A 26,662-nucleotide genomic window follows, 5' to 3' on the forward strand; every position below is an offset into this window, starting at 1 on the left:
TAATTTGAGTTAAAACAGGAAAAAGACAACAGTTTATTAATACAGCAAAAAAATATTATTAATTTGCCTTAATTACCTCAAATAGAAAGAAATAGATTCAATGAAAAACAGCACTCAAATTGATGCCCACTCTAGCAAGCCTAAATTTCAACAGTTAATTGAATACATTATCAACGGAATTGAAGAAGGAGCGTTAGTGAGAGGGCAACAACTACCATCTATCAACGAAGTATCGCAGAATTTTGGAATGGCCAGAATGACGGTTGCCAAAGCTTATGATGACCTTCGAGAAAAAGGAATTATTACGTCTCACCACGGCAAAGGATTTTATGTTTCAAATACTGACACGAGGAGTCAGCTAAATATTTTTGTGCTTTTTGATGCCCTTACACCTTACAAGGAGATTTTGTATGATAGCTTAGTAGCAGAATTAGGAGAAAACGTAACGATTAATATTTTCTTTCATCATCATAACTTAAAGGTTTTTGAAAATACAATCCTCAATCATTTGGGGTCATATAATTTTTATATCGTAATGCCACATTTTAATCAAGATGTGACGAACGTACTTCAAAAAATACCTAAAGAAAAACTATTGATACTCGATATTGATGTGCCAAGTTTTGGGACAGATTATGCCATTCTCTATCAAGATTTTAAGAATAATACTTACGTTGGTTTGAATGAAGCTAAGGAGCTCATCAAAAAATATCAAACCTTTTCATTGGTGCTTAGTAGCAAAAGTTTTCAATATACGCCTGTAGGTATTATTCAAGGTTTTGAGCGATTCTGCCATGAAAACAACATTTCTTATGAAATTATTTCTGATTTAGAAGAGGAAGAACACCTTCAAAAAGACCATGCATATTTGGTTTTCAGAGAAAATGATTTGGTTCGATTCATCAATTGGTCGAATAAAAAAGGGTGGAAACTTGGTAGCGACATTGGACTGATGTCTTATGACGATACGCCCATCAAAGAAATTCTGGCAGAAGGGGTATCCGTTATTTCAAACGATTTTGCGTTAATGGGAAAAAGGGCTGCTCAAATGATTCTCTCGCGAGAAAAAGGCAGGTTTGTAAATAAAGGGTATTTTATTAAACGTAAATCATTGTAATGTAGTGATTGGTGATTAGTAATTGGTGATTTGTGCTTGCCTGTGCTTGCCTAAAATAGGTTGACATAAATTTCAACATACCAATTACTAATCATGTTATTTCAAGTCATAGTTTAATTATGCTATTCCAAACCCTCCGCCACCAGGGGTCCAAATAGTTAACTTATCCCCTGCGTGTGCTGTAATCTCGTTATCCGACGTAACAGTCCCATCGGTTCTGGTTAATAAATGTTTACCTGATGCTCCTGCATTTCCGCCATTTAATCCGTAAGGTTGAGTTCTGAGGTGTTGACGCAGTAAAGAGACTTCAACATCTTCTAAAAAAGTAACTTCACGTATAATGCCATCACCACCGTTATATTTCCCTTTTCCTGCTGAACCCTCACGAATTTCAAAACGATTTAGATAAACAGGGTAGCGTAGTTCCATGATTTCAGCATCAGTAATCCTCGTATTAGTCATGTGCGTATGTACACCAGAGGTACCATCAAAACCTTCTCCTGCGCCACTGCCTCCGCAGATGGTTTCATAATATCCAAAGGTTTTATTGCCGAACAAAAAGTTATTCATCGTTCCTTGTGAACAAGCCACAATGCCAAAAGCTTTGAGTAAAGTATCCGTTAGCCTCTGACTTAACTCTACATTCCCTCCTACTACGGCTGGACAATCTTTAGGATTGTCGGGATAATCAGGATTTAAGATTGACTTTTCGGGAATGATTAATTCTACTGCCTTCAAAATACCATCGTTCAAAGGTATTTTTTCATTTAATAACAACCTTAATACATAAATTACTACAGAATTTACAATAGCAATATTAGCATTCAAATTACCTATGTCTGTTTTAGCACTTCCAGTAAAATCAATTGTACAACTATTTTCTCGGATGTTTACCTGCACTTTTAAAGGTTCGTGATTGTCCAAAAATTCCTCTGCCTGATAGACTCCTTGCCCGAATTGTTGCAGTTTTTCACGCATCCTACTTTCTGAATACGTTTTCAGTCGGTTCATATAAAAATGAACTTTAGATAAACTATGTTCTTGAACCAAAGCCTGTAAAGCTTCTTCTCCGTTTCGGTTGGCAGCTAAAGCAGCATTTAAATCTGCTAAATTTTCTTCAATCGCTCGTGTAGGGTATGCACCTGATAAAAGCAATTCTTTGATAGCATCCCAACGCATTTCTCCATTTTTCACTAAATACATCGGTGGAATTACGATGCCCTCCTCCGCTAAATTTTTAGAATAAGGAGGCATTGAGGCAGGACGTACCCCACCAACTTCAGAATGATGACAACGATTGACTACATAACCAATCAGTTGATTATCAAAAGAATATACTGAAGATATTAACGTAATATCAGGTAAATGTGACCCGCCAAATTTTGGATGGTTCGTCACTACTACGTCGCCTTTATCGATGTTGATATACTTTAATACACTTCTTACGCATACACCCAAGCTTCCTAAATGCACAGGGATATGAGGTGCATTAGCAATCAGTTCGCCTGATGCATCTAATAATGCACAAGAGAAATCTAGCCTTTCTTTGACGTTGACAGAGAGAGCCGTTCTTTGAAGTAACAAGCCCATATTCTCGGCAATCGTCATAAAACGATTGGTAAACAACTCTAGTTGCGTCTCTTGATTATCTATTTCATTGTCAATAACTGCTACTGCTTCTTTTTGAATAATAGCAGTTCCATGACTGTCAATTTTCAGTGTCCAACCTTGTTCAATGACTGTCGTACTAAAAGGGTCGAGTAATAAAGCAAAGCCTTTAATAATGGCTCCGTTATCTAATTGATTCCTAAAATAGACAGGTACATTTTGCCATTGTTTGTTGAAAAATGCTTTGACTGAATGATTAGCTTTCGGAAAGTATTCTTCAAATATTGCTGTTTCTTCCAATAATTCTTTCTCTGAAAACTCGTAAGCATTCACCCTGATACTTTCTAATTCTATAGACCTATTATCAATCCAGTGTCCAAAGATGGCTGTATATTTCGCTTTAAACGTAGCTAAAATAGCATCAAAATTTTGCCACGCTATTTCTATCGTCGAATCTTGTCCTTTAAAACGTAAATACAATGAATGACTTTTAAACCGAATTGTTGAAGCTTCTACACCATCATTTTTTAACGTACTAATTACCTCGTCCTCAGCTTGTTTGAATAATTCGGTCAGATAGTTATTTAATTTTTCGTTAAAAATCTCTAAAACAGACCTTTCGGCAAACCTTTCTACTTGTGCTTTATCAATGCCAAAAGCAGAAAGCAACCCTGCATCTTTCGGTAAAAGGATTGTATTAATATTCAATAAATTAGCAATACCACAGGCATGTAAACCACCTGCACCGCCAAAGGCTACTAAGGCATAATCATGGATAGAGTATCCCTTCGCAATGGATATTTTACGAACAGTATCTGCCATTTTTTCATTGGCAATTGCTCTAAATCCTTCTAAAATTTCTTCTTTATCTGGCTCTACACCCGTTTTTTCAGCAATTTTAGCCAATAATTCTTGTAATTTTTCAGCAGCTTTTTTAGGGAAAACGGGAATACTAAATTGTTGAATATCTAATCGACCTAGCAGTAAGTTTACGTCGGTAATTGTCAATTCGCCTCCTGCTCCATAACATGCTGGTCCCGGCATAGAACCTGCACTCTCTGGCCCTACACTTAATTTAAAACCATCAAAAGAACAAATTGACCCTCCACCAGCTGCAACCGTTTCAATGGCTAACGATGGACTGAATATTTGTCCATTACCAATTTTTTGTGAGAATTGATAATCGAAATTACCATCATAGCGAGCTACATCCGTGCTTGTTCCACCCATGTCAAAAGTAACAATCTTGTCAAACCCAGATACTTTTGAAATATAAGCAGCGCCAACTACACCACCAGCAGGGCCAGATAGTAAACTATCTTTGGGATGAAAATGATGTGCATTTACCAAACTCCCAGCACTGGTCATTACCTTGAAATGTTTATCAGGAATCTGAGCGCTGATATTATTGATATAAGTATTGATAATCGGTGAAAGATAAGCGTTGACAACAGTGGTTTCTGCTCTGTTCAAAAACTTGATTTGCTTGCTTAGTTCTGTAGAAACATTTACATATTTAAAATATTTCAAGAGTATTTCTTGTACTTTTTTTTCGTGAATATTATTGCGGTAAGCATTTTTCAAACAAACTGCAATTGCCAAGATGCCTTTATCTTTAAGTCGTTTAGCTTGTTCTTCAAGCGTCGAAACATCAATGGATTCAAGGACATTACCCTCTTTATCTATCTGTTCATTTACTTCAACTACCTCACTATATAATGGTTCGGGACGAACAATATTCAACGCAAAAATATCTGGACGAGATTGATTGCCAATCACTAATAAATCTTTAAATCCTTTTGTTACCAAAAAAGCTGTCTTAGCCCCTTTCATTTCCAACAAAGCATTCGTTCCTTTGGTTGAACCTATCCTAATTTGAATAGGCGGGAAAGCTTCTTTCAAGCCTGTTTGTGTTATCAGCCTTGCTCCTAGTACAGGGGCTTCTTCAAAGGCTGTTAAAGCAAAACTTAATACTTGACTACCCAATAATTCAGGTAACGGTTGGTTGATAATCAATGTATTACTTTCAATATCAAAACTCACTACTTCAGCTTGAAAGTTATGGTTGAATAAACTAAAAGTATAGCCCACTAGAATATCTCTTTTTAAAAACCAAGAAGATTTTACTTTGAATGTCTGTAGATTGATTTGTTCAATAATTTCACCTCGAAGCGAGCTATTAGAAAGGATTTTATAGCGGTATTGATTTCCATCATTATCAGATGCTACACAATCGGTGAAAGTTCCACCAGTATCTATTGAAATGTTGAAGTTTTTTTGCGGTTTCATTAGGACTTTTAGACTTGAAGACTAGAGGATTTTGGATTTGTAAGATTTAGATTGAAGGATTTTAGGACTATAAGACTTAAGGACTAAAGGAGTTTAGGATTATGAACTTTTATACTTGAAGACTAGAGGATTTTGTAAGATTTAAATTAGGGACTTTAGGACTAAAAGACTCCACATACATCTTTATATACTATCCTTTAGTCTTAAAGTCCTTAAGTCTCATATTCCTTTATTCCCATACTGATAGTCCTTAAGTCTTACAATCCTAAAGTCCTCCAGTCTCCAAAATCAAAAATCCAAATGAACATTAATCCATTCGCCGTCCATTTTTGTTCCAAATTTCTTGTAGAAATTAATAGCAGGTTCGTTCCAATCTAACACTTGCCACATTACACCAGTACAGGAATCGTCTTTAGCTTGTTGAATGGTGGCTTCTAATAATTGCTCGCCTAAACCTTTTCCTCTCATTTTTTCAGAAACGATTAAGTCTTCCAAATACAATCTTTTACCTTTCCAAGTAGAATATCGATAATAATACAAAGCTAGACCAACTACACTGCCTTCAACTTCCGACACAATAGACCCAAAGATAGGGTTTTCACCAAAACCATCAAGGTACATTTGCTCAACGGTATTTGTTACTTGTTCTAGGGCTTTTTCATATAGTGCTAACTCCTTGATTAGCTCTAACATCACGGGTACATCTTCACGAATACCTTTTCTGATAATGACTGACATTGGAAATTGGTTAAATTAATTGTTTATTCATTAGTTACATAAGTCTCCCATTTCTGGATTACTTGTTGCATTTCTTCTGGTAATTCTGTGTCAAATTGTAAAAATTCACCCGTTTTTGGATGAATAAATCCTAGTGATTTTGCATGTAATGCCTGTCGAGGACACATTTTAAAACAATTCGCTACAAACTGTTCGTACTTAGAGAATACTGTTCCCCTCAATACCCTGTCTCCCCCATAAGTAGCATCATTAAACAATGGATGCCCAATATGTTTGAAATGCACCCGAATTTGGTGTGTTCTTCCAGTCTCTAAATTACATTGAACTACTGATACATACCTTAATTTCTTCAATACTTTATAATGTGTAGTAGCGTCTTTTCCCATTGACCCATCCGAGAAAACAGCCATTACTTTACGGTCTTTCAAGCTTCTACCTACATGTCCTGTAATAGTTCCTTCATCAGCTTTAGGCTCACCCCATATCAAAGCATTATAGGTACGTTCGATACTATGGTCGTAAAACTGTTTTGCCAGATGCGTCATTGCTGTATCTGTTTTGGCGATTACCAGTAAACCAGAGGTATCCTTATCAATACGGTGTACCAAGCCTGGACGGATTTCGCCATTACGGTGGGTAGGTAAATTTTGGAAATGGTAAATTAAGGCATTCACCAAAGTGCCCTCCCAGTTACCATGTGCAGGATGCACAACCATACCTGCTGGTTTGTTTACGACTAATAACTCCTCGTCTTCATAAACAATATCCAAAGGGATATTTTGTGGGATAATCTCTGTATTCCGAGGTGGTTCTGGTAATAAAACCGTGATAACATCTAAAGGCTTTACTTTATAATTGGCTTTTACTACAGCATCGTTTACTCTTACCGCAGCAGTCTCGATAGCATCTTGAATTTTATTACGAGAAGCATTCTGTAAGCGGGACATAAGGTACTTATCAATCCTTAATATACTTTGTCCTTTGTCAACCTCAAATCGGTGGTGTTGATATAATTCTTCTTCTTCGTCTTCTATTTCTTGCATATATTTGGCATTAAAAACCAAATTTAAACAAATACCGTCATGTTTCAATTACCCGCGTCTCCTTTAACGTTAATAAAGGATCCTATACTTGATTCATTTAAGGTAAAACTTTATTTAAAGAGAGATGATCTAATTCATCCAGAAGTAACGGGGAATAAGTGGAGGAAACTAAAATTTAATTTAATTGAGGCCAAATTACAAGGATTTGATCAACTATTAACCTTTGGCGGGGCTTATTCAAACCATATCTATGCTACAGCCGCCGCTGGTAAAGAGTTTGGTTTTAAAACTGTAGGTATCATTCGTGGAGACGAACTTACGCCTGATTCAAATGCTACGCTAAGGTTTGCTCATGATTGTGGTATGGAATTAATTTTTGTTACCCGACTCGACTATAATTTTAGGAATAGACTAACACGGCAGTATGGAGAGAAGTTTTATGTTTTACCAGAAGGAGGCACTAACGATTTGGCCATAAAAGGCGTTAATGAGATGGTTGATGAAATTTATGACATACTTAACCCCGATTATATTTGTAGTGCAGTAGGCACAGGTGGAACGATTGCAGGTATCATCAGTGGATTAAGAGGAAATACCAAAGCGATAGGCTTTGCTTCGCTAAAAGGCAAAGGTTTATTGAAAGGACAAATTGAAAAGCTTTTGCCTTTTGAAAAAGAGTTTGAATTGAATGAACAATACCATTTTGACGGCTATGCCAAAACCACTCCTGGATTGATTAGTTTCATCAAAGGCTTTGAAGAAAGGAATCCAAATATCATGCTTGAACAAGTATATACTGGCAAGATGATGTTTGGCATTTATGATTTAATCCAGAAAGGATACTTTTCTGAAAATGCTAATATTGTTGCTGTACATACAGGTGGCTTACAAGGTCGTTGTGAGGAATTGAAAGATAGCGCTATTAATCAAGCGAGCATAGTTTAATAGTAATCCCTAGCGAAATACTTAAGTCCCTCGCTAGGGATTACTAGGTTAATTTAATATCTCACCCACATGTTTCTGGATATTCTTAGACATCGTCGTTAACGGCAAATCGTTATCATCTACTCCAAAAGGATTTTCAATTTCTTCTGCAATCAATTCTAAACTAGCCAATACATAAAACACAAAAACAACGATTGGCACCGCAATATAACCCAAGCTAAAGACATAGCCAAAAGGCAACGACATAACATAAAAGAAGATAAATTTCTTGATAAAAACTGAATATGAGAACGGAATCGGCGTACTCTTGATACGCTCGCAAGCACCACATATATCTGTAAACGTTCGGAACTCTTCGTTTAAAAATAAAAGTTGAGTTCCACTTATTACTTTCTGGTTATAAAGTTCATTCAGACGTACAAACATCAATTTGGCAATATGATTGGGTTTATGTAAATCGTGATGAAGTGATATCTTAGAAGTAAATACTTCGCTATCTTTCTGATGCCCTCTGAGGTGTCTTTTCAAAGCAAAAGCATATTCCACAATATGCTCTTTGAAGAATGTTTTGTTAGCAATATCATCCAGAGGCAAAACAGCATTGATTTTCATGGCTAGATTTCTAGAAGTATTCGTTAAGTTTCCCCACATTCGCCTTCCTTCCCACCAGCGTTCATAAGCAGTATTGGTTCTGAAAACTAGTAAAAGGGAAATCACAAAGCCTAGCATTCCATGTAAAATAGTAATATTTTTGATATGGCTATTTTCACTCAATTTAAAAACTTCTATTTCTAAAAAAGCAATCAAGGCTACATAAATCGACAAACTAATCATCATAGGTGTTAGCTGACGCACAGTATCGCTTTTATGAATTCTAAAAATGAATGTAAACCATTCTTTGGGGTTATAATTAATCATGTTTGTTGTGATAGGTTTGGTGGATGAAGTAACAAAGACTTATTGGCAAATATACAAAAAGACCTCTGCTTATGATACAGAGGTCTTTTGTTAATGAGTTGTTTGTGGAAGAGATTTGTAAATAATCACTCTAAAAACTTCAAAATATAATCATTGATTTCTTTTCGTTGTGCTGTATTTGCATTATTGTCCATATCATTATGGATGGTATTTTTCAAATTGATGATTGTGACACCATATTTCACCTGCTCTTCGGGCGTAGGTAAAACACCTTCGTCTGCCACTTGGTCGCTTGAACGAAGCGTATATAATTTTGGATGATTTGCCCTAGGGAAAGGCATTCTTCTATTATCTAATGAAATTACTTTCTCTACTAAATTTGGGTATTTGTGTGCAAACAGCATCGACATATCTCCTCCATTTGAATGACCAATAAGTATGATATGTTTAAAATCTAAATCTGGGTTTGTCTTTTTTAATTCATTAATTACAAAACGAATATTTTCAGCCCCTCTCTCCCAAAATGGTCTTCTTACAAGTTGTGGAATGCCAGTGCTTGGAATTAAATCATCTGTTGGTAATTCATGCTGAATACTAGCAACAAAGTAGCCTTCTGAAGCTAACTTTTCAGTAATATACGAATAAGCTTTGTTAGACCCTCTTCTATTTTGGTAATAACCATGACTAAAGATTACGACTTTTTGATGTGTGATTTTTTGATCAGATTTAGGAATATACAAAGCCACTGGTACTGAACGTTTTCTTGATACATCAACTAAATTCAGACTATCTTCAACAACATTAAATGTTGATTTTAAAGCAGAAGAAGGCTTTGAGATTTTATGAGTTGAGCAACTGGATAATAAGAAGAAAAAAAATAGGTAGCTGTATAGTTTTCGGTACATGGGTTTGGGTAAAATTAAATAAAGTGTATAACAAAGGTACAAAAGCAATATTGTTTTATCAGGTACAAACTATCTTGATAATAAAAAAAAATTGCCTGTTACGAACGCTAAAGGTATTTCTAAAATTAAAGAATAAAACAAAAGCGGTTGCCTCCTAAGAAACAACCGCTTTGCTTTTTCTTTATTCTTAAAAGTCTTTACTCCTAAAGTCTCCAGTCCCTAAAAGTCTATTTCAATACCTCTACCGAAATTTTACTATTACCATATACGCGATGTGTAGCTTTTTGGAAATCGCTTTCTTTGGCTTTATAAATATTATCTACATATTTCTGAGGATTAATATCAAACAAAGGGAAGGCTGTCGACTGCACCTGAATCATAATTTTATGTCCTTTTTTGAAAGTATGTAATACATCTTGCAAACGGAAATTAACATCAGTGATTTTATTTGCTACCAAAGGTTCTGGTTTGCTAAATGAATTCCTAAAACGTGAACGCATGATTTCACTTCTTACCATTTGCTGATAACCTCCCAAAGTAATATGTTTCGGCGTATATGGGCTATTAGGTTCGTCTCCGGGATATACGTCTACTAATTTTACGAACCAATCAGCATCCGTACCTGTTGTTGAAATTTTAAGATTAGCCATCATCTCACCGCCTAAAGTAATATCTTCCGTTAAAACATCTGTTTCAAATGTCAATACATCCGTTCTGCGTCCTGCAAAACGTTGGTCTTCGCTCATGTAATTTCTTGGACTAAATCCTAAAATTTGGTTAGGGTCTTCTGTATAAGGTACAGGCTTTGAAGGGTCAGAGATAAACTCTGCAAATCCTTTAGCCTCCGTACCTGTGGTAATTTTACCATTAGGGCTTAGGTAGAAATCTATTTTCTGAGCGTTCTTAACAGGGTATTCTGCAAATTCTCTCCACTCCTTTTTACCTGTATCAAATAGTGTTGCTTCAGCTAACCCCGCTTTGCCATCCCCCGCATCTTTCAAAAAATGCTTGAAAAATTTAAGCTCAATATTTCGCTGATAATATGTTGAGATACTGTCTCCAAAATAAACATTCGAGTGAAAATGGTGACCACGTTCACGAGCCCAATCGCCATGACCGAATGGCCCCATCACGATAGAATTGTAAATATTGGGATTGTTTTTCTCAACGGTTTTATAAACTGTTAATGGTCCATACAAATCCTCGGCATCAAACCAACCTCCTACTACCATGATAGCAGGAGGATTTTTGATATTTTTCAAATGTGGCACTATACTTCTTTTCTGCCAGAATTCATCGTAATTAGGGTGTTCTACGTGTTCCTGCCAAAAGAAATTATTAGTATAGTTTTCTCCAAGATTTTTGAGTGGAGACATTGTTTTGTACCATTCAAAACCATCAAATGTTTTTATCTTCGGAAACTGCTCATCATACCAAGATTTATCTGTTGGTTTAGGATGTTGCAAACCAAAAACTGGGAAAGTCAAACCATAGCCTATCGTGAATGCTCCATTGTGATGGAAATCATCAAAAAAGAAATCAGATACAGGTGCTTGCGGAGAAGATGCTTTTAAGGCAGGATGCCCACATAAAGCCCCAGCAATGGTATAAAAACCGGGATATGAAATACCATACTGCCCTACCTTTCCATTATTACCGGGTAGGTTTTTCACGAGCCAGTCTATTGTGTCATAAGTGTCTGAGGCTTCATCAATATCTTTCTTAGTGTTCTTGTTAGGGATATGGGGTGTCATATTAGTCCAGCTCCCCTCAGACATCCAGCGACCACGAACATCTTGGTTAACGAAAATGAATTTTTCACGCATCAAATACTTTGAATAAGACAAAACTGATGGATAGTCATTTTTTCCGTATGGAGCCACCGAATAACAAGTGCGTGCTAATAAGATAGGATATTGATTATTTGAAGAAGCATCTTTGGGAGTATAGACATTTGTAAAAAGCTTTACACCATCTCTCATTTCTATTTCGTACTGAGTTTTGACATAGTTTTCACGAACGAAAATAGAATCCAATTGGGCAACTGTCAATTTCTGTGCCTGAATAAAGAACGAAAGGCTACAAAATGATAGTAACAATAGTAGTTTTTTCATATTTGTTGTAAAATTTGTTGAGTATGATGCAATTTAAGTGCTTCTTGAGTGAAAATAAAATATTTAACCTTAGTTCATTGTACGGTTAAGACAAATTAGTTTTTGACATTGGAATTAAAATCGTTGAAACTACATTTCCATTTACCTCTTCAATATGTAATGAGCCTTCACCTCCATATTGTAACTCTAATCGTTTTTTCAGATTGGTCAGTCCAATACCACCATCAGTTCGTTTGGTTTCATTCGCTATAAAACTTCCTGTATTACTTACTTTTATCAGTAACCTATCGTTTTCTTCATAAATTTGAATAGTAATTTCTCCTCCATTTTTATTTTTTGCAATACCATGTTTGATAGCATTTTCGATAAGTGTACTTAATGAAATAGGAATAATCATCTTGTGGGTTAACTTATCATCCACCTCTAAGTGATACTTCAGCCTTTTATCAAACCTTATTTTTTCTAAAAACAAATAGGCTTTAGTGAGCTTTATTTCCTCGTCAACCCTTACCAATTGCGAGCTTCCAATATTAAGGGATAAACGTAATAAATCTGAAAGTTGGTCTACTGCTTCTCGAGCTTCTTGATGGTCTATCACCATTAACGCTTTGATGCTATTTAAAGCATTAAAAAAAAAATGAGGGTGCAGTTGGGTTTTCAAAGCCTCTAATTCCGATTTTATTAACATTTTTTCCATCGAAATCATCTTCTCACTCATGGTTTGTTTCACTGTTACATACCGAAGGATATGAAAGAAAAAAAACCAAGGCGTTGTCACCCAAATATCATCAACGAATAAACTAAAATAATCACCAAAGTTTTTATATTCATTTTTCATCACATCAGCTGATGTGAACTGAACATCTAAAATAAAAAACAAGAAACCTATAATGATATTGCCTATTAAAGGAAACAATAGAAAAGTTTGTACAGGAGCTTCATCTACTTGGTATTTATCAACAATTAGTTTGTAAGTGTGTGTGGTAAAAAGTCCATACACAAATACCGAGATGAAATATTCAAATGAAAGGGTAAAGCTAGCTTCCTCTAAAATGGTGTATTTCAAAGCCATCATGGCAATGAGTAACCAACTTGAGATTTGCATTAGCCAATATATTTTTCTAAGATTCATATATTAATAATAGCGCGAATGATTTGTAATCAAACATAATAGGTGGACTATGCTTACTATTAAAGTATATTTTGACTCTAATCAAAGACAAACACTACGATAAAACTTTACTGATTTTCAATCACTTGTCTTGATTGCAATAATAATACAAATCCTTTTCATTGAAATTATTAAACAATTAAAACAAAAATGAGCATTTTTTTTGAGTAGCACAATAAAATTAATAAAAAACCGTTGCATAGAAATTATACAACGGCTTCGTTTAAAGAGTTATGCTAGTATGCTTTTCTATGCAGCTGCGTACGGTAGGTATACAATTACATCAGTACCACCATTACTATTACTGTCAATTTTAATTTTTCCACCATGATTTTCAACAATTTTTTTGCATAATGCAAGCCCAATACCTGTGCCTGGATATGCACTTTGTGGATGCAACCTTTTGAAAATAGTAAAAAGTTTATCTACATGATGTGGCTCGATACCGATTCCATTATCATTTACGACAATTTTATTCAAAGCTATTCCATTGTCATTGATAACTTCATGTGATATATGTATTACTGGTGTTTCTTCTGAGAATTTCAGTGAATTACTGATTAAGTTGTAAAAGAGTTGCCCCAATTGCACAGGGTTACCAAGCACCGACGGCATAGCTTCAACAGTTAATACTGCTTTTTTTTCACTTAATAAAAACTCAAAATCATTAATTACATCGGAGAGTACCGAATTTAGGTCAGTAAATTCAAATGTCTCGGATGTTGCTGCAAGTCTGGAATAACTTAAAACATCAATGATTAATTGAGACATTCTCTCTGCTGAAGCATTGATTTTGGAATAGTACAGATTTTGCTTATCAATATCTGAACGATTATGCTGGGCAAGTGAAATAAAATTCCTAATTTTTCGGAGTGGTTCTTGCAAATCATGACTTGCGATATAGGCAAATTGTTCTAGTTCCTTATTTTTTTTCTGAAGTTCGTCATTAGATTGCCTCAGTTTTTCCTTAGCTTCCTTTAATTCATTATTATCTTTCAGGGTTTCTTCAACAAGCTTTTGGGCATGAATATTTACCATGCTGATAATCCATCCTGCTGTACTCTCATCATTATGTGGTACTAGTGAAATCTGGTACCATATTGGTTCTTTTGTAGAGATGACACGCGCTTGAACAGTTTGTACAGTTTGCTTTTTCTTCGCACTGTTCCATGCTTTAATAACCTGTTCTGTATCCTCAGTGTGTATTATCTGATGTATAGTAGCGGCCGAAAACTCTTTAAAGTTACTCCCTAAAATATTTTCAGCATTTTTATTGGCGACAAAGACTTTCTCTGATTTTGATACGGAAAAAACAATAAATGGCAAGGTATCTGTTAGCTGTCTATAATCATTTTCACTTTCGCTAAGCCTATCTGCCAACTCAATTAACTGTATGTTTTTTTTTCGTATTTCATCATAAGGTGATATAGGAGGTTCTTGTCTAAAATAGTCTACAAAAGAATTGACCCACTTTTCAGACAAAAGTCCAGAATAGGGTACTTTAGCCCTCAACGTAATGGTATAAATATCATCTTCACAATGTGCAGTAACATCCTTCAATACCTTTTTGGCATAAAAAAAAGCTTCTGGGTTACATCCTGCTAGATCTACCTTGTCATATAATACCGCTACAATTTCTTTTTTTCCTCCATTCAATGAGTCTATTCCTAAAATAAGATATGACTCCTGTCCGCTAGTAATGGCACATCGGGCAATCTCCGATACCGCAGTAGCAAAACGTGTTTGAGAGGAAGCCAAAAGGCTACACAATTCAGCTAGCTTTATACTACGTTTATGAGCCAATATCAGGTCCATTTCGTTATCTAAGCTAATGCGAATAATCTCTTTCATATCTTATATATTTACTTTGGCAACCAATACAGACATATCATCTGTGCCACGAGCATGATCTTTATATAATGCTCCAGCTATAATTTCTGGAGGATGCTTTAAAATCCCAGGCAAACTGTTCAGGCTCCATCGCCCCCTCAAGCCATCAGAATGCATAATAAGGGTTTGGTATTTATTTAATTCAACAACAGAATCGGTTAAGGTACGCGGAATATTAAGACCTACGATGCCGTTATAAGGCGTGTAGTTTTTTCCTTCTAAACCATTATATATAGACGTGGCTATGTTACCAACGCCACATAGAAACCATTTTTGTGCCTTAAAATCAAGATGAGCAATTGTAGCCACCAGTCCTCTGGTTTTTTTCACCTCTTGGTGAATATATTGCAGGGTAGCAACAGGACTTTTTTCACGACAAGCTTTAAAGGCATTAATCGCTGTACTTACTGCTTCAAGGGCATGATTGCCATGACCCAGCCCATCCCCTAAAAAGAAAAAAACTCCGTCATTTACATGTTTAACAGAATATCCATCACCACAATTGGTTTCGCCAGGCATATTTACCTTCACTCCACCCAACTTAATATTCTCTTCCCTAACAAACGTACTTTGAGGGTTTTTATAAACTTTACAATAGATAATAGTACCCCAGTCTCTTAGTGTATAAACCGATGATTCAGAGCTTAAACGTTCAATAGCACCTAAGCCTTGACCAAGCGTTTGTGAGGTAGAGGCTCCATCCTTCATCATTTGTACAAGGTTACTGATGCCTCGCCCTTTGTCTAAGCAGTAAAGCTCAAAGAAATCCCCTTTAATATCAGTACTTGTGCGATATAAAAATTCGCCTTCCCCTACAAACTTTACAAGATTTGAAGAAAGTTCAGAAACGATTATATCGATTTCTCCCGTTTTCTGCTGGCTAAAGCCTGTAGCAACGCAAAGGTTATGTATTTCACGTTTTACAAATGACACATAGCTTTTATCCTCCACCTTATAACTGTAAAACGCATTATCATCCATTCTTCCACTTAATTATTGTAACCGTTGTCCCTTGCCCTATCGCGGATTGTATATTAAATTCATTAACTAGCCTTTTTGTTCCTGGAAGGCCTAACCCAAGACTTTTACCACTGCTGTAACCATCTCGCATCGCCAAATCAATATCAGCTATACCAGGGCCTTTGTCGCTAAAGACTAAACGAATACCATTTTCTCGACCGTTATTAACAGATTCAATACTTACCATACCACCGCCACCATATTTCAAGAGATTACGTGCAAGTTCGCTTGCAGCAGTTATCAGCTTAGTTTGGTTTAAAATGCCCATACCAATCTTCACTGCCGCATCTTTTACCTTATTACGAAAAGGTATTACATCCTGCTCTCGGACAACAACAAATTCTTCTCTATTCTGTATCGTCGTAGTAGTCATCATCATCATCGCTTTGGGTGTCACTTAATTCTATCTTAGAACGCAATAGGTCCATTCCTTTTTCTACATTAAGTGCCGTTGATACCCCCGTTAAGGTTAATCCTAATTCAACCAAAGTAATAGCTACCGCAGGCTGCATCCCCACGATAACTGATTCTGCTCCCATAATTTTAGACATCATACCGATATTTCCTAATATTCTCCCCATGAAGGAGTCTATAATAGAAACTGAAGAAATATCTATTAATACGCCTTTTGATTCGTATTTTTTAACGGAATTCACAAGGTCTGTCTCCAGATTCTCTGCCAATTGGTCATACAAGTCTACCTGTATGGTTACTAGCAAAAAATCACCCATTTTTAAAATAGGAATTCTCTCCATAATGTTTACACTAAGCTAATTATTTCTTTTTGATAACTTGAATTTGCAGCATATTGAACGCTGTTTTTAGCGCACTGGCAAGGGTTGATTTGGTAATAATTCCAGAAAGGTCTATTCCTAAGTGTACTACTATTTGGGCAATCTCAGGTCTAATGCCACTAATGATACATTCCGCCCCTAAAAGACGTGTAGCACTAACAGTTTTTATAAGGTGTTGTGCCACAAGAGTATCTACTGCTGGAACTCCAGAAATATCTAAAATAGCTATCGTACTGCCTGTTTCTACAATTTGTTGTAAAAGACTTTCCATTACAACTTGTGTTCTTGCACTATCAAGCGTTCCGATAATTGGTAGGGCAACAATTCCGTCCCAAACCTTGATAACAGGCGTAGAAATCTCCGTTATTTCATCAGTTTGTCTTGATATTATATCTTCACGGCCTTTTATAAAGCTTTCAAAAGTTAACATACTCATGTTATCGACAATCTTACTAATTTTAAGGCTGTCAGCGTAAAGCGTTGCAGCATCTGCAATATTGTCGTAGAGTACTTCTAAGAGAGCTTCTTTAAAGGTAAAAAGGTAAAAGCCCGTTTCTCTAGAGGTGTAACCTTGCTTAGCGCGAGAAACAGAGATGCCCATAAGCACTTCGTTTACCTTATCAAACCCGATGGCATTTTTATTCTCAAGTGTGGTAGTATTCAATACACTCAGGAATGAGTCTACAAGTTCTTTAGAATCTTTAAGCTGATTATCTACATTAAAATATCCTTCTTCCTCTTTTTGCTTTGCTACCCATATATTTATGATAGCGTCCCTGTTATTCTTTAAAATTTCGATTGTTGGTTTGTCCATTATGCTTTTGCTAATTATAAAAAGGGTTACTACAAATAAAAAATTTGTACGTCGAAATACACTAAGGTTAACTTTTTAAAATTTGGTTAGGCTTAATGACTGCGTATTCTGCAATATCATCGAAAATGAAAAATGTTGTAATTGATAACCATAACAGCTTATCAATATAATAATGATGGGCTAAACTATGATGTTTTAAAGAAACGATTTAAGACATATTTAATTGTCACAAAATGATAATCTACAGATTATTCAAAAAACTTTGTCCTAATGAAAGACTTAAAGATATTAAATTTAGACATAAAATAACGCCATTGGCTTCCAATGGCGTTATTGGTCTTTTAAGTGGAGAGTATGGGATTCGAACCCATGACCTCTACGCTGCCAGCGTAGCGCTCTAGCCAACTGAGCTAACCCCCCAAAAGAATACTTTGCAAAAGTATCCAATAAGAATTTAGTATACAAAGAGATAAGCAACTTTATTAGAAATTGTATCTTATGCCAAAACCTCCTTGCGGATGTGTGTAAAAGAATGCAGGAACGAGTTCTATATAAAGTCCTAATTCACCAAACATCGTTAGAGGAGAGTCTGGAATCCCATACTCTATGCCTGCTTCTCCAACGCCTCCAATGCCTGTATTAGGTACTTGCTTATTATCCAAGGTATACGAGCGTGACGTGATTTGTCCCCCAAAACCGTAATAACTTTTCAGACCAGTATTACCCAGTTGCTGATGCCAAAGATAAAGTCCACTGAATGATACACCTGCTCCATCAAAAGCACCATCTCTGTACGGGCTTCTTAGTCCCCAAAGTGCACCATACACACCTGCGTTCAATTCTATTGCATTTCTATCATTATTTAAATAATGACGCACTGTTAAACCTGAGGGGTCTCCTAGCTTTCCACCTATTGCCCACGTTTTGTATTGTGAGAAGCCCGTGAAACTTACTAAAATCAATAAAAAGACTAAAGCATGTTTTTTCATAAGAAATAAGTTTATGATTTATAAGCTTTTAAAAGACCCATCAAATGAGCATTCTCGTCGGTGGTACCTACTGAAATTCTTAAAGAATTATCACATAATTTCACTTTTGAACGGTCGCGGACAATCGTCTTTTGCTCAATTAAGTAATCAAATACAGCCTTCGCATCTTGGAATTTCACTAATAAGAAATTGGCATCCGATGGAAAAATCTTTTCGACAATGGGCAGCTCAGCTAATGAATCTGCTAATAGCTTACGGTTATGATTCAGCGTATTAACGGAATTTGTTACAAAATCAGTATTAGCAATATTCTCTATTAATAATTTTTGTGTAAGTCCATTAATATTATAAGGATACTTTATCTTGTTCAAGAGCTTAATTAACTCTTCATTTGCGAAAGCCATCCCTAAACGCAAAGATGCCAGTCCCCATGCTTTCGAGAAAGTCTGGAGCACCATTACATTCGGGAAACTATCTAATTCTGGAATAAAAGAAGGCTCGTCAGCAAAATCATTATAGGCCTCGTCTATGATTACTAAGCCGTGCTCGAAATTATCAATAATCGTTAATATGGCTTCACGATTGATGATATTACCCGTAGGGTTATTCGGTGAGCAAATAAAGATTAATTTCGTCTTCGGATTAATAGCTTCAATGATGGCATCAACATCCAATTGATAATCCTCTGTCAAATCAATCTTTTGAATCTGTACATTGTTCACAGAAGCACTCACTTCATACATTCCATAGGTTGGTGGCAGTATGATGATGTTATCTTCTTTTGGCTCGCAAGTCAGTCTAATAATCAAATCAATCGGTTCATCAGAACCATTACCAAGGAATATTTGCGAAGGACGACAGCCTTTGATGGGTGCTAATTTTTCTTTAATAGCAGACTGATAAGGGTCTGGGTATCTGTTCCAATTTTCGGGCGTAGCCGAACCTATTGGGTTTTCGTTGGCATCTAAAAAAATCCCTTCTTTACCTGTATATTCATCACGAGCAGAAGAGTAAGGAGCAAGACTAAGAATATGTTTACGAACGATACTTTGTAAGTTAAATGTCATAGTTTAAATAATTTACATTCTAATTTTTACTGCATTGGCATGAGCATCCAAGGATTCTGCCTCAGCCATTTCAATAATTGTTTTTCCGAGGTTTTTAATGCCTGCCTGAGTAATATGCTGTACCGTGATTTTCTTCACGAAGCTATCCAGACTTACGCCTGAATACGCTTTCGCATAACCGTTGGTCGGCAAGGTATGGTTTGTGCCAGAAGCATAGTCTCCAGCAGATTCGGGCGTATAATTTCCTAAGAAAATAGACCCCGCTTGATAGATACTCTCTGATACTTCTTCGGCATTGGCTACCGATAATATTAAGTGTTCGGCAGCATATTCATTCAACAATGAGAGGGCAATCTCTTGATTTTCTACCAAAATAGCTTGACTGTTTTCAAGGGCTTTCGAAGCAAATTCTGCTCTTGGTAATACTGCTAACTGTTTTGTTAACTCGTTATTTACTTCGTTAATGATGTTTTCAGAGGTTGAAACCAACAACACCTGTGAATCTATCCCATGTTCTGCTTGCGATAGTAAATCTGCCGCTACAAACGCTGGATTAGCCGTATCATCAGCATATACCGCTACTTCTGATGGTCCAGCAGGCATGTCTATGGCAATACCTTCTTTGTTTACCAACATTTTGGCAGCAGTGACATATTGATTACCAGGCCCAAATATTTTATACACTTTTGGGACTGACTCTGTTCCGTAGGCCATGGCAGCAATGGCTTGCGCCCCTCCTATTCTATAAATTTTAGTAATGCCACAAAGCGAGGCAGCATATAAAATAGCTGGGTGGTTGGATGGGGTACATAATACCACTTCTCTACATCCTGCAATTTGTGCAGGAATCCCCAACATCAATACTGTTGAAAACAACGGGGCTGTGCCACCAGGAATATATACCCCAACTTTATCAATGCCCACTGTTTTTCGCCAACAAGTAACGCCCTCCATCGTTTCAATCTTTTCAGGAGCCGTTTTTTGTGCCTCATGAAATTTATGAATATTACGATAAGCCTGATGGATGGCTTGCTTTAAATCGTCGGAAAGTAAATCAGCAGCCTTTTCAATTTCCACTGAAGGCATTTCTATAGATGTTAGATTTACTTTATCGAAAGTCAAAGCAAAATCACGAAGGGCAATGTCACCTTCGGTTTTTACTCTATACAAAATGGGAGCTACTCGCTGCTCAATCACAGCAATATCCTGTGTTGGACGCGTAAGTAAGGCTTGATAATCAGACTCTTTGGGATATTTTATAATTTTCATGGAAACTAATAAATCATTTTTTCAATCGGCATCACTAAAATACCTTCTGCACCTGCTTCACGGAGTTTTTCGATATTTTGCCAAAAGTCATTTTCGTTAATTACTGAACTCATTGCCGACCAACCTGCTTGTGCCAATGGAATAATAGATGGCGACTGCATACCGGGTAATAATTTACTGATGGCTTCGATATTCTCATTTTTAGTGTTCAACACAACATACTTATTATTCTTTGCTCTTTGAACAGCGTCAATTCTAAATAATATCTGATTAAGGATGTCATGTTTTTCTGCTGAAAGTGTCGGACAACCAATCATGATGGCTTCTGAACGGAATATTACTTCTACTTCTTTCAATCCATTGCTCAACAATGTACCTCCAGATGAAACAATATCACAAACTGCATGTGCTAAACCAATGCTTGGAGCAATTTCTACAGACCCTGAAATCTCATGTATATGTGACGTAACACCATGTTCTTTGAGATAACTTCCTAAAATGATTGGATACGACGTTGCAATGTCTTTCCCTTCTAAATCCTCAATGCCTTGGTATTCATCTCCACGCGGAATAGCAATTGATAAACGGCATTTAGAAAAACCTAATAGTTTTACTTCCGATACATTCTTATTGCTCTCTACATGAACGTTTTGTCCGACAATACCGATATCAGCTACGCCATCTTCCACATAGCCGGGAATATCGTCGTCACGAAGAAACAAAAATTCTGCTGGGAAGTTTGAAGAAGTTGCTTTTAACTTTCCTGCTCCATTATCAAACTTGATTCCGCATTCTTTGAAAAGATTGAGGGAATCCTCACTTAAGCGTCCAGATTTCTGAACGGCAATTCTTAAATTTTGAGTCACTTGTCAGTTATTTATAGTCCACAATGCTAACTTTTCCTAAAAATTATTAATACTGATTGTTTTTGATTTAGGTAAATTGTTAACGGACTGCAAAATTACGGAATCCAGTTTAGCTTTTGACGGCTTTTCTGTAAATTGTCAATAAATCATTCATATTTCTTACTCAACAAGTCTAATAATGAAAAAACTTATCTTGTGGCTATTGCTAATTCCTGCTTTTAGCTACGCCCAAAAATCAGATTCTCCATACCCCTTTACCGTTGCTCAAGACAGTGCCTATATCCGTGAAAATTATCATAAAATGGAATTTATGGTTCAAATGCGTGATGGAATCAAACTTTTTACCCAAGTATATGCACCAAAAGACCAAAGTAAAAAGTATCCAATTTTGATGCAGAGAACTCCCTATACTTGCTCGCCCTATGGTACTGATAAATACAAAAAAAGAATTGGTCCAAATCCGTTTATGCTAAGAAGTAATTACATCGTTGTTTATCAAGATGTAAGAGGGCGATGGGCTTCGGAAGGCAAATTCGTAGAAATGACCCCTCAAGTTGATATAAAGAAAGGTAAAACAGACATCGACGAGTCGTCTGATACTTATGATACCATAGAATGGCTTATCAAAAATATCAGTAATAATAATGGCAAAGTAGGGCAATGGGGTATTTCTTATCCGGGCTTTTTCACTTCTGCGGGTGCTATTTCAGAACATCCAGCCCTCAAGGCGTCTTCTCCACAAGCCCCTATGGCTGACCTTTGGCGTGATGATGCTTTCCATAACGGAGCATTTATGATAGCGGCAAATTTTGGTTTTTATAATTTCTTTCAAGAGCAAACTAAACCTACTACTACTCGCCCACCTGTATATTTTGAAACGAACAATCCTGATGGATATGATTTTTATCTGAATGAGGTAAAAACGACCAAAAACTCAGAAGATGGTTTTTATAAAGGACGCAATGTATATTACCATGAAAATTTTGAACACCCAGATTATGACGAACATTGGAAGAAAAGAAATATTCTACCTCATCTAAAAGGTATCAAACACGCAGTGATGGTTGTAGGTGGCTGGTACGACGAACAAGATTTATACGGTACATTTAATACTTATAAGGCTATTGAAAAGCAAAACCCAAACATCAAAAATATTTTTGTGGTAGGTCCTTGGGTACACGGTGGTTGGGCTGGTTCATCTGGACAAATGCTAGCCGATGTAGATTTTGGTTCGAAGGTATCGCCTTATTACCAAGAAAACATTGAGGCAAAGTTCTTTCATCATTATTTGATTGATGATGCTAAACCGCTTGATTTACCAGAGGCTACTCTTTTTGAAACGGGTACTAACAAATGGCGTTCGTTTGATACCTATCCTGCTAAAGGCACACAAGAGAAACTGTTGTATTTCCATCCTAATGGCAAATTATCATTTACTGCTCCAACTGTAGAAAAATCATCGTCGACTTATCTTTCAGACCCCAATCACCCCGTACCTTTTTCGGCTAATATAAATGATGGTTTTTCTGCTAGTTATATGGTGGAAGACCAACGTTTTGCGTATGCTCGACCAGACGTTCTATCATTTTCTACCAATGTACTAGAAAAAGACATTACACTTTCTGGACAAATTGAGGCGATGCTTAAAGTATCTACTACGGGTACTGATGCCGACTGGGTCGTAAAAGTAATTGATGTGTACCCAACAGATGCACCAGAAAATCCGAAAAAACCAAATGTAGTCTATGGAAACTACCAGCAGTTAGTGCGTTCTGAAATTATTAGAGGGAAATATCGTGATAATGTTTCGAAACCAAAGCCTTTTGTACCTAATCAAGTAACGAATGTAAAGGTAGAGTTACAGGATGTATTACATACTTTTAAAAAGGGGCACAAAATAATGGTGCAAATCCAAAGTTCATGCTTTCCTTGGGCTGATAGAAATCCCCAGAAATTCATCGATATTTTTAAAGCTGAACCGAGTGACTACCAAAATGCTACACAAAAGGTATATCACCAGAAAGCGGCGGCTAGTTATTTAAAGGTGGGAGTATTGGAGTAAATAAAAATATTATTAAGTGTAAATACTTACATAAAAAATCCGTAGTATTGAGAAATGCTACGGATTTTTTATTGAAATAGCTTGAAAACAAAAAAAGCAGACTTACAAAGACTGCTTTTTTGAATTACACTTCATCAACAAACTAAAAACCAAATAAAACTACTTGATATCTTGTAGTCAATCTGATAATTTGAGAATAAAGGTAACAATAAAATTGTGCTTTGACAAAAATTTATCCTCAAAATATATCAAATAATTGGCTGTAGGAGAAGGATTCGAACCTCCACGGTGTGATTAGGTAAAGTACAAAGTCTGGTGGTCAACCCCAGTCCATCTTGCGATGGGCATTACACTTACTTTATTTCATGTTCACCACCCCCGAGACAGGAGGGTACGTCTGCCAAATTTCATCACCCTACAGTGTGGTTGTCATGTGTTTCTTTCAACTTGACAATGCAAAGTTATATACCTTTTTAATGTTTTACAAATTTTACATAAAAAAAACTTAAAATTTACATTCTATTCAATTATTGTAGTGATTTATTTAAAATATGTTAATAATTTCTTTTTGAAAGTATTGTTTTTTATGAAATTTTAAATTTTATTTGAGTCTAAATACTTAAGCTATGGAAAAGAATGTCGAAATCGACGAAACTGATTTAAAAATTTTAGGTCTTTTGATGCAAGATGCCACCATGCCTTACACAGAAATTGGCAAAAAAATCAATGTTTCTGGTGGAACCGTCCATGTAAGGATGGGGAAAATGGAACAGGCTGGTATCGTAAAGGGTTCACAATTGGTGATTGACCATACCAAATTGGGATGGGACATTGCTGCTTTCCTAGGTATTTATTTAGACAAGAGTTCATTATATGCCGAAGTAGCCGAGCAATTGATTAAAATACCAGAGGTTGTAAGTATAAATTACACTACAGGTATTTATTCTATTTTTGCAAAAATTGTTTGTAGAGATACTGTACACCTTAGAGAGGTATTACATGATAAAATTCAAAAAGTACAGGGAATACAACGAACAGAAACCTTTATTTCTTTAGAGGAAAGTATCAACCGTTCTGTCCCTTTTAGCTATAAAGGATAGCCATTAAGCATAAATAATCAAAAATATATAAAAGCCTTTTTAGAAAAATTCTAAAGAGGCGAACTTTTCTTCGATTTTTTGGCTTATTTTTGTAGGATAATTACTACCTACAGCAATGGCAAAAGAAGAAATTGATATATTAGAGGAGGTAACCTCCTCCGAATACAAGTATGGTTTTGAAAGTCACTTCGAAACAGACGAAGTGCCAGCAGGTTTGAGCGAAGACGTAATCAGATTGATTTCAGTAAAGAAAAATGAACCAGAATGGATGCTTAATTTGAGACTAAGTGCTTATCGTACTTGGTTAACAATGGAAGAACCGAAATGGTCTAACGTGCATTATACTCCTGTTGACTATCAGTCAATTAAATATTATTCAGCTCCAAAGCAAGCTAAAGTATTGGAATCTTTAGATGATATTGATCCAGAGTTGCGTGCTACTTTTGAAAAATTAGGTATTTCATTAAACGAACAAAAACGTTTATCGAATGTTGCAGTAGATGCCGTAATCGACTCGGTTTCAGTAGCTACTACTTTTAAAGCCGATTTAGCGAAAAGAGGCATCATTTTCTGCTCGATGTCGGAAGCAATTCAAGACCACCCTGAATTAATCAAAAAATACTTAGGTTCAGTTGTGCCAGTAAAAGATAATTTCTTTTCTGCCTTAAATGCCGCTGTATTTACGGATGGTTCATTCTGTTATATTCCTAAAGGTGTTCGTTGCCCAATGGAGCTTTCTACGTATTTCCGTATTAATGCTGCTGGTACTGGTCAGTTCGAACGTACTTTAATCGTAGCAGATGCAGGTTCTTATGTTAGTTACCTAGAAGGTTGTACCGCTCCACAACGTGACGAAAATCAATTACACGCAGCGGTAGTTGAAATTTTTGCACATGAAGATGCAGAAGTAAAATACTCTACTGTACAAAACTGGTATCCTGGTGATAAAGAAGGTAAAGGAGGTATTTACAACTTCGTAACCAAACGTGGTATTTGTGATGGTGCAAATTCTAAGATTTCTTGGACACAAGTAGAAACTGGTTCAGCTATTACATGGAAATATCCTTCTGTCATTTTAAAAGGGGATAATTCTATTGGTGAATTTTATTCAGTAGCTGTTACGAATAATATGCAACAGGCGGATACTGGTACGAAAATGATTCATATTGGTAAAAACACTAAATCAAGAATTGTATCAAAAGGTATTTCGGCTGGTAAATCTCATAACTCGTATCGTGGATTAGTAGAAGTGATGAAACGTGCAGATAATGCTCGTAACTTCTCTCAATGTGACTCTCTATTGATGGGCGACCGTTGTGGAGCACATACTTTCCCATACATTGAAGTTAAGAACAAAACAGCTACCGTTGAACACGAAGCGACTACTTCTAAAATTGGTGAAGACCAATTGTTCTATTGTAACCAACGTGGTATTTCTACTGAAGCTGCCGTAGCCTTAATTGTAAACGGTTATGCCAAAGAAGTATTAAACCAATTGCCAATGGAATTTGCGGTAGAAGCTCAAAAACTTCTTGCAGTATCACTTGAAGGTTCAGTTGGATAGATGATAAAATACTGATAAAGTTTAGATATTTAGGGAAAAGCTACTGTTTATGCAGTGGCTTTTTTTATGCCTTTAATAATAACACTCATAGAAGCGATATATCGGTAGCCCTATTGATAACAGCAATTTATTGAAGCTGTCCAAAAAGCTTTTACAGCCAAATATTATTCTGTTTCCTTTTCGGACTGCCTTAATGCTATTTACAAGCTGTTCTTCCTATCGATATAATGTTACTAACGGAACTATAATAGGCATACGTAAATCAAACATGAGTCATCCCGAATTTTGTGGATGGCTTGCCCAATAAAAACCTCCTTGTTTATTTTGTGAATTACGACAAACACAAAAAACAGGAGGTTTTATTATGCCCAAGGCACAT

At 36.1% G+C, this 26,662-nt stretch carries 21 protein-coding genes and 1 tRNA gene; 5 read left to right on the forward strand and 17 right to left on the reverse strand.

Annotated elements, in window-relative coordinates; all coding sequences use genetic code 11:
- Positions 1–100: 100 nt before the first annotated feature.
- On the forward strand, positions 101–1,117 hold the full coding sequence (locus AC07XN_RS12190; RefSeq protein ID WP_309918719.1) for a GntR family transcriptional regulator: 1,017 nt from the start codon (positions 101–103) through the stop codon (positions 1,115–1,117).
- Positions 1,118–1,234: 117 nt separating this feature from the next.
- On the opposite strand, the gene AC07XN_RS12195 is transcribed toward AC07XN_RS12190, so the two are convergent.
- The 3 genes from AC07XN_RS12195 to AC07XN_RS12205 form a co-directional block, all read right to left on the reverse strand.
- Entirely contained in the window at positions 1,235–5,014 is a 3,780-nt protein-coding gene (locus tag AC07XN_RS12195) for a hydantoinase B/oxoprolinase family protein (protein WP_494743291.1), read from the reverse strand.
- 288 nt (positions 5,015–5,302) lie between these two features.
- A complete protein-coding gene (locus AC07XN_RS12200) occupies positions 5,303–5,752 on the reverse strand; it encodes a GNAT family N-acetyltransferase (protein WP_494743292.1) in 450 nt (149 codons plus the stop codon).
- A 23-nt stretch (positions 5,753–5,775) separates the two neighbouring features.
- The gene (locus tag AC07XN_RS12205; protein ID WP_309918709.1) at positions 5,776–6,795 is read right to left on the reverse strand and encodes an RluA family pseudouridine synthase; all 1,020 of its coding nucleotides are present in this window, start codon (positions 6,793–6,795) and stop codon (positions 5,776–5,778) included.
- 39 nt (positions 6,796–6,834) lie between these two features.
- Here AC07XN_RS12205 and AC07XN_RS12210 point away from each other — a divergent pair, with 39 nt between their 5' ends.
- On the forward strand, positions 6,835–7,740 hold the full coding sequence (locus AC07XN_RS12210; RefSeq protein ID WP_309918706.1) for a 1-aminocyclopropane-1-carboxylate deaminase/D-cysteine desulfhydrase: 906 nt from the start codon (positions 6,835–6,837) through the stop codon (positions 7,738–7,740).
- Positions 7,741–7,788: 48 nt separating this feature from the next.
- Here AC07XN_RS12210 and AC07XN_RS12215 read toward each other — a convergent pair whose 3' ends face one another.
- The 14 genes from AC07XN_RS12215 to hisG all read right to left on the reverse strand — a co-directional run bounded on the left by AC07XN_RS12215 (position 7,789) and on the right by hisG (position 21,557).
- Entirely contained in the window at positions 7,789–8,658 is an 870-nt protein-coding gene (locus tag AC07XN_RS12215) for a bestrophin family protein (RefSeq protein WP_309918703.1), read from the reverse strand.
- A 125-nt stretch (positions 8,659–8,783) separates the two neighbouring features.
- Positions 8,784–9,563 carry an alpha/beta hydrolase family protein gene (locus AC07XN_RS12220; protein WP_494743293.1) on the reverse strand — a complete coding sequence of 260 codons (780 nt, stop codon included), beginning with the start codon at positions 9,561–9,563 and terminating at the stop codon, positions 8,784–8,786.
- 227 nt (positions 9,564–9,790) lie between these two features.
- Complete coding sequence (locus tag AC07XN_RS12225; protein ID WP_494743294.1) at positions 9,791–11,677, reverse strand: CocE/NonD family hydrolase; 1,887 nt, start codon at positions 11,675–11,677, stop codon at positions 9,791–9,793.
- 85 nt (positions 11,678–11,762) lie between these two features.
- The gene (locus AC07XN_RS12230; protein ID WP_309918694.1) at positions 11,763–12,782 is read right to left on the reverse strand and encodes a sensor histidine kinase; all 1,020 of its coding nucleotides are present in this window, start codon (positions 12,780–12,782) and stop codon (positions 11,763–11,765) included.
- 315 nt (positions 12,783–13,097) lie between these two features.
- Positions 13,098–14,699: a sensor histidine kinase gene (locus tag AC07XN_RS12235; protein ID WP_494743295.1), complete on the reverse strand. Its 1,602-nt coding sequence runs from the start codon at positions 14,697–14,699 to the stop codon at positions 13,098–13,100.
- A 3-nt stretch (positions 14,700–14,702) separates the two neighbouring features.
- A complete protein-coding gene (locus AC07XN_RS12240) occupies positions 14,703–15,719 on the reverse strand; it encodes a SpoIIE family protein phosphatase (protein WP_494743296.1) in 1,017 nt (338 codons plus the stop codon).
- Positions 15,712–16,131, reverse strand: a complete 420-nt coding sequence (locus AC07XN_RS12245; protein ID WP_309919122.1) for an anti-sigma regulatory factor — start codon at positions 16,129–16,131, stop codon at positions 15,712–15,714. The genes AC07XN_RS12240 and AC07XN_RS12245 overlap by 8 nt, the downstream gene beginning before the upstream one ends.
- Entirely contained in the window at positions 16,106–16,513 is a 408-nt protein-coding gene (locus AC07XN_RS12250; protein WP_309918685.1) for an STAS domain-containing protein, read from the reverse strand. The genes AC07XN_RS12245 and AC07XN_RS12250 overlap by 26 nt, the downstream gene beginning before the upstream one ends.
- Positions 16,514–16,532: 19 nt before the next feature.
- Complete coding sequence (locus AC07XN_RS12255; RefSeq protein WP_309918683.1) at positions 16,533–17,366, reverse strand: STAS domain-containing protein; 834 nt, start codon at positions 17,364–17,366, stop codon at positions 16,533–16,535.
- Between the two features lie 346 nt (positions 17,367–17,712).
- Positions 17,713–17,786, reverse strand: a tRNA-Ala gene (locus AC07XN_RS12260).
- Between the two features lie 62 nt (positions 17,787–17,848).
- Positions 17,849–18,355: a hypothetical protein gene (locus AC07XN_RS12265; RefSeq protein ID WP_494743297.1), complete on the reverse strand. Its 507-nt coding sequence runs from the start codon at positions 18,353–18,355 to the stop codon at positions 17,849–17,851.
- A gap of 11 nt (positions 18,356–18,366) precedes the next feature.
- Positions 18,367–19,422: a histidinol-phosphate transaminase gene (gene hisC, locus AC07XN_RS12270; RefSeq protein ID WP_309918677.1), complete on the reverse strand. Its 1,056-nt coding sequence runs from the start codon at positions 19,420–19,422 to the stop codon at positions 18,367–18,369.
- A 12-nt stretch (positions 19,423–19,434) separates the two neighbouring features.
- Positions 19,435–20,691: a histidinol dehydrogenase gene (gene hisD / locus AC07XN_RS12275; RefSeq protein ID WP_494743298.1), complete on the reverse strand. Its 1,257-nt coding sequence runs from the start codon at positions 20,689–20,691 to the stop codon at positions 19,435–19,437.
- A 5-nt stretch (positions 20,692–20,696) separates the two neighbouring features.
- Entirely contained in the window at positions 20,697–21,557 is an 861-nt protein-coding gene (hisG, locus tag AC07XN_RS12280) for an ATP phosphoribosyltransferase (protein WP_494743299.1), read from the reverse strand.
- Positions 21,558–21,735: 178 nt separating this feature from the next.
- Here hisG and AC07XN_RS12285 point away from each other — a divergent pair, with 178 nt between their 5' ends.
- The 3 genes from AC07XN_RS12285 (at position 21,736) to sufB (ending at position 26,283) form a co-directional block, all read left to right on the forward strand.
- Positions 21,736–23,619: a CocE/NonD family hydrolase gene (locus AC07XN_RS12285; protein ID WP_494743300.1), complete on the forward strand. Its 1,884-nt coding sequence runs from the start codon at positions 21,736–21,738 to the stop codon at positions 23,617–23,619.
- 626 nt (positions 23,620–24,245) lie between these two features.
- Complete coding sequence (locus AC07XN_RS12290; RefSeq protein WP_184133370.1) at positions 24,246–24,719, forward strand: Lrp/AsnC ligand binding domain-containing protein; 474 nt, start codon at positions 24,246–24,248, stop codon at positions 24,717–24,719.
- A gap of 115 nt (positions 24,720–24,834) precedes the next feature.
- Positions 24,835–26,283 (forward strand): Fe-S cluster assembly protein SufB, encoded by a 1,449-nt coding sequence (gene sufB, locus AC07XN_RS12295; RefSeq protein WP_309918662.1) that lies wholly within the window; start codon positions 24,835–24,837, stop codon positions 26,281–26,283.
- Positions 26,284–26,662 lie beyond the last annotated feature (379 nt).

This window comes from Arcicella sp. GW458-12-2-14-TSB2 (genome assembly GCF_059423785.1).

Bases quoted from the DNA above. Each gene is read 5' to 3' on its own strand.
- AC07XN_RS12190 (WP_309918719.1), top strand. From the start codon at position 101: ATGAAAAACAGCACTCAAATTGATGCCCACTCTAGCAAGCCTAAATTT.
- AC07XN_RS12195 (WP_494743291.1), bottom strand. From the start codon at position 5,014: ATGAAACCGCAAAAAAACTTCAACATTTCAATAGATACTGGTGGAACT.
- AC07XN_RS12200 (WP_494743292.1), bottom strand. From the start codon at position 5,752: ATGTCAGTCATTATCAGAAAAGGTATTCGTGAAGATGTACCCGTGATG.
- AC07XN_RS12205 (WP_309918709.1), bottom strand. From the start codon at position 6,795: ATGCAAGAAATAGAAGACGAAGAAGAAGAATTATATCAACACCACCGA.
- AC07XN_RS12210 (WP_309918706.1), top strand. From the start codon at position 6,835: ATGTTTCAATTACCCGCGTCTCCTTTAACGTTAATAAAGGATCCTATA.
- AC07XN_RS12215 (WP_309918703.1), bottom strand. From the start codon at position 8,658: ATGATTAATTATAACCCCAAAGAATGGTTTACATTCATTTTTAGAATT.
- AC07XN_RS12220 (WP_494743293.1), bottom strand. From the start codon at position 9,563: ATGTACCGAAAACTATACAGCTACCTATTTTTTTTCTTCTTATTATCC.
- AC07XN_RS12225 (WP_494743294.1), bottom strand. From the start codon at position 11,677: ATGAAAAAACTACTATTGTTACTATCATTTTGTAGCCTTTCGTTCTTT.
- AC07XN_RS12230 (WP_309918694.1), bottom strand. From the start codon at position 12,782: ATGCAAATCTCAAGTTGGTTACTCATTGCCATGATGGCTTTGAAATAC.
- AC07XN_RS12235 (WP_494743295.1), bottom strand. From the start codon at position 14,699: ATGAAAGAGATTATTCGCATTAGCTTAGATAACGAAATGGACCTGATA.
- AC07XN_RS12240 (WP_494743296.1), bottom strand. From the start codon at position 15,719: ATGGATGATAATGCGTTTTACAGTTATAAGGTGGAGGATAAAAGCTAT.
- AC07XN_RS12245 (WP_309919122.1), bottom strand. From the start codon at position 16,131: ATGACTACTACGACGATACAGAATAGAGAAGAATTTGTTGTTGTCCGA.
- AC07XN_RS12250 (WP_309918685.1), bottom strand. From the start codon at position 16,513: ATGGAGAGAATTCCTATTTTAAAAATGGGTGATTTTTTGCTAGTAACC.
- AC07XN_RS12255 (WP_309918683.1), bottom strand. From the start codon at position 17,366: ATGGACAAACCAACAATCGAAATTTTAAAGAATAACAGGGACGCTATC.
- AC07XN_RS12265 (WP_494743297.1), bottom strand. From the start codon at position 18,355: ATGAAAAAACATGCTTTAGTCTTTTTATTGATTTTAGTAAGTTTCACG.
- hisC (WP_309918677.1), bottom strand. From the start codon at position 19,422: ATGACATTTAACTTACAAAGTATCGTTCGTAAACATATTCTTAGTCTT.
- hisD (WP_494743298.1), bottom strand. From the start codon at position 20,691: ATGAAAATTATAAAATATCCCAAAGAGTCTGATTATCAAGCCTTACTT.
- AC07XN_RS12285 (WP_494743300.1), top strand. From the start codon at position 21,736: ATGAAAAAACTTATCTTGTGGCTATTGCTAATTCCTGCTTTTAGCTAC.
- AC07XN_RS12290 (WP_184133370.1), top strand. From the start codon at position 24,246: ATGGAAAAGAATGTCGAAATCGACGAAACTGATTTAAAAATTTTAGGT.
- sufB (WP_309918662.1), top strand. From the start codon at position 24,835: ATGGCAAAAGAAGAAATTGATATATTAGAGGAGGTAACCTCCTCCGAA.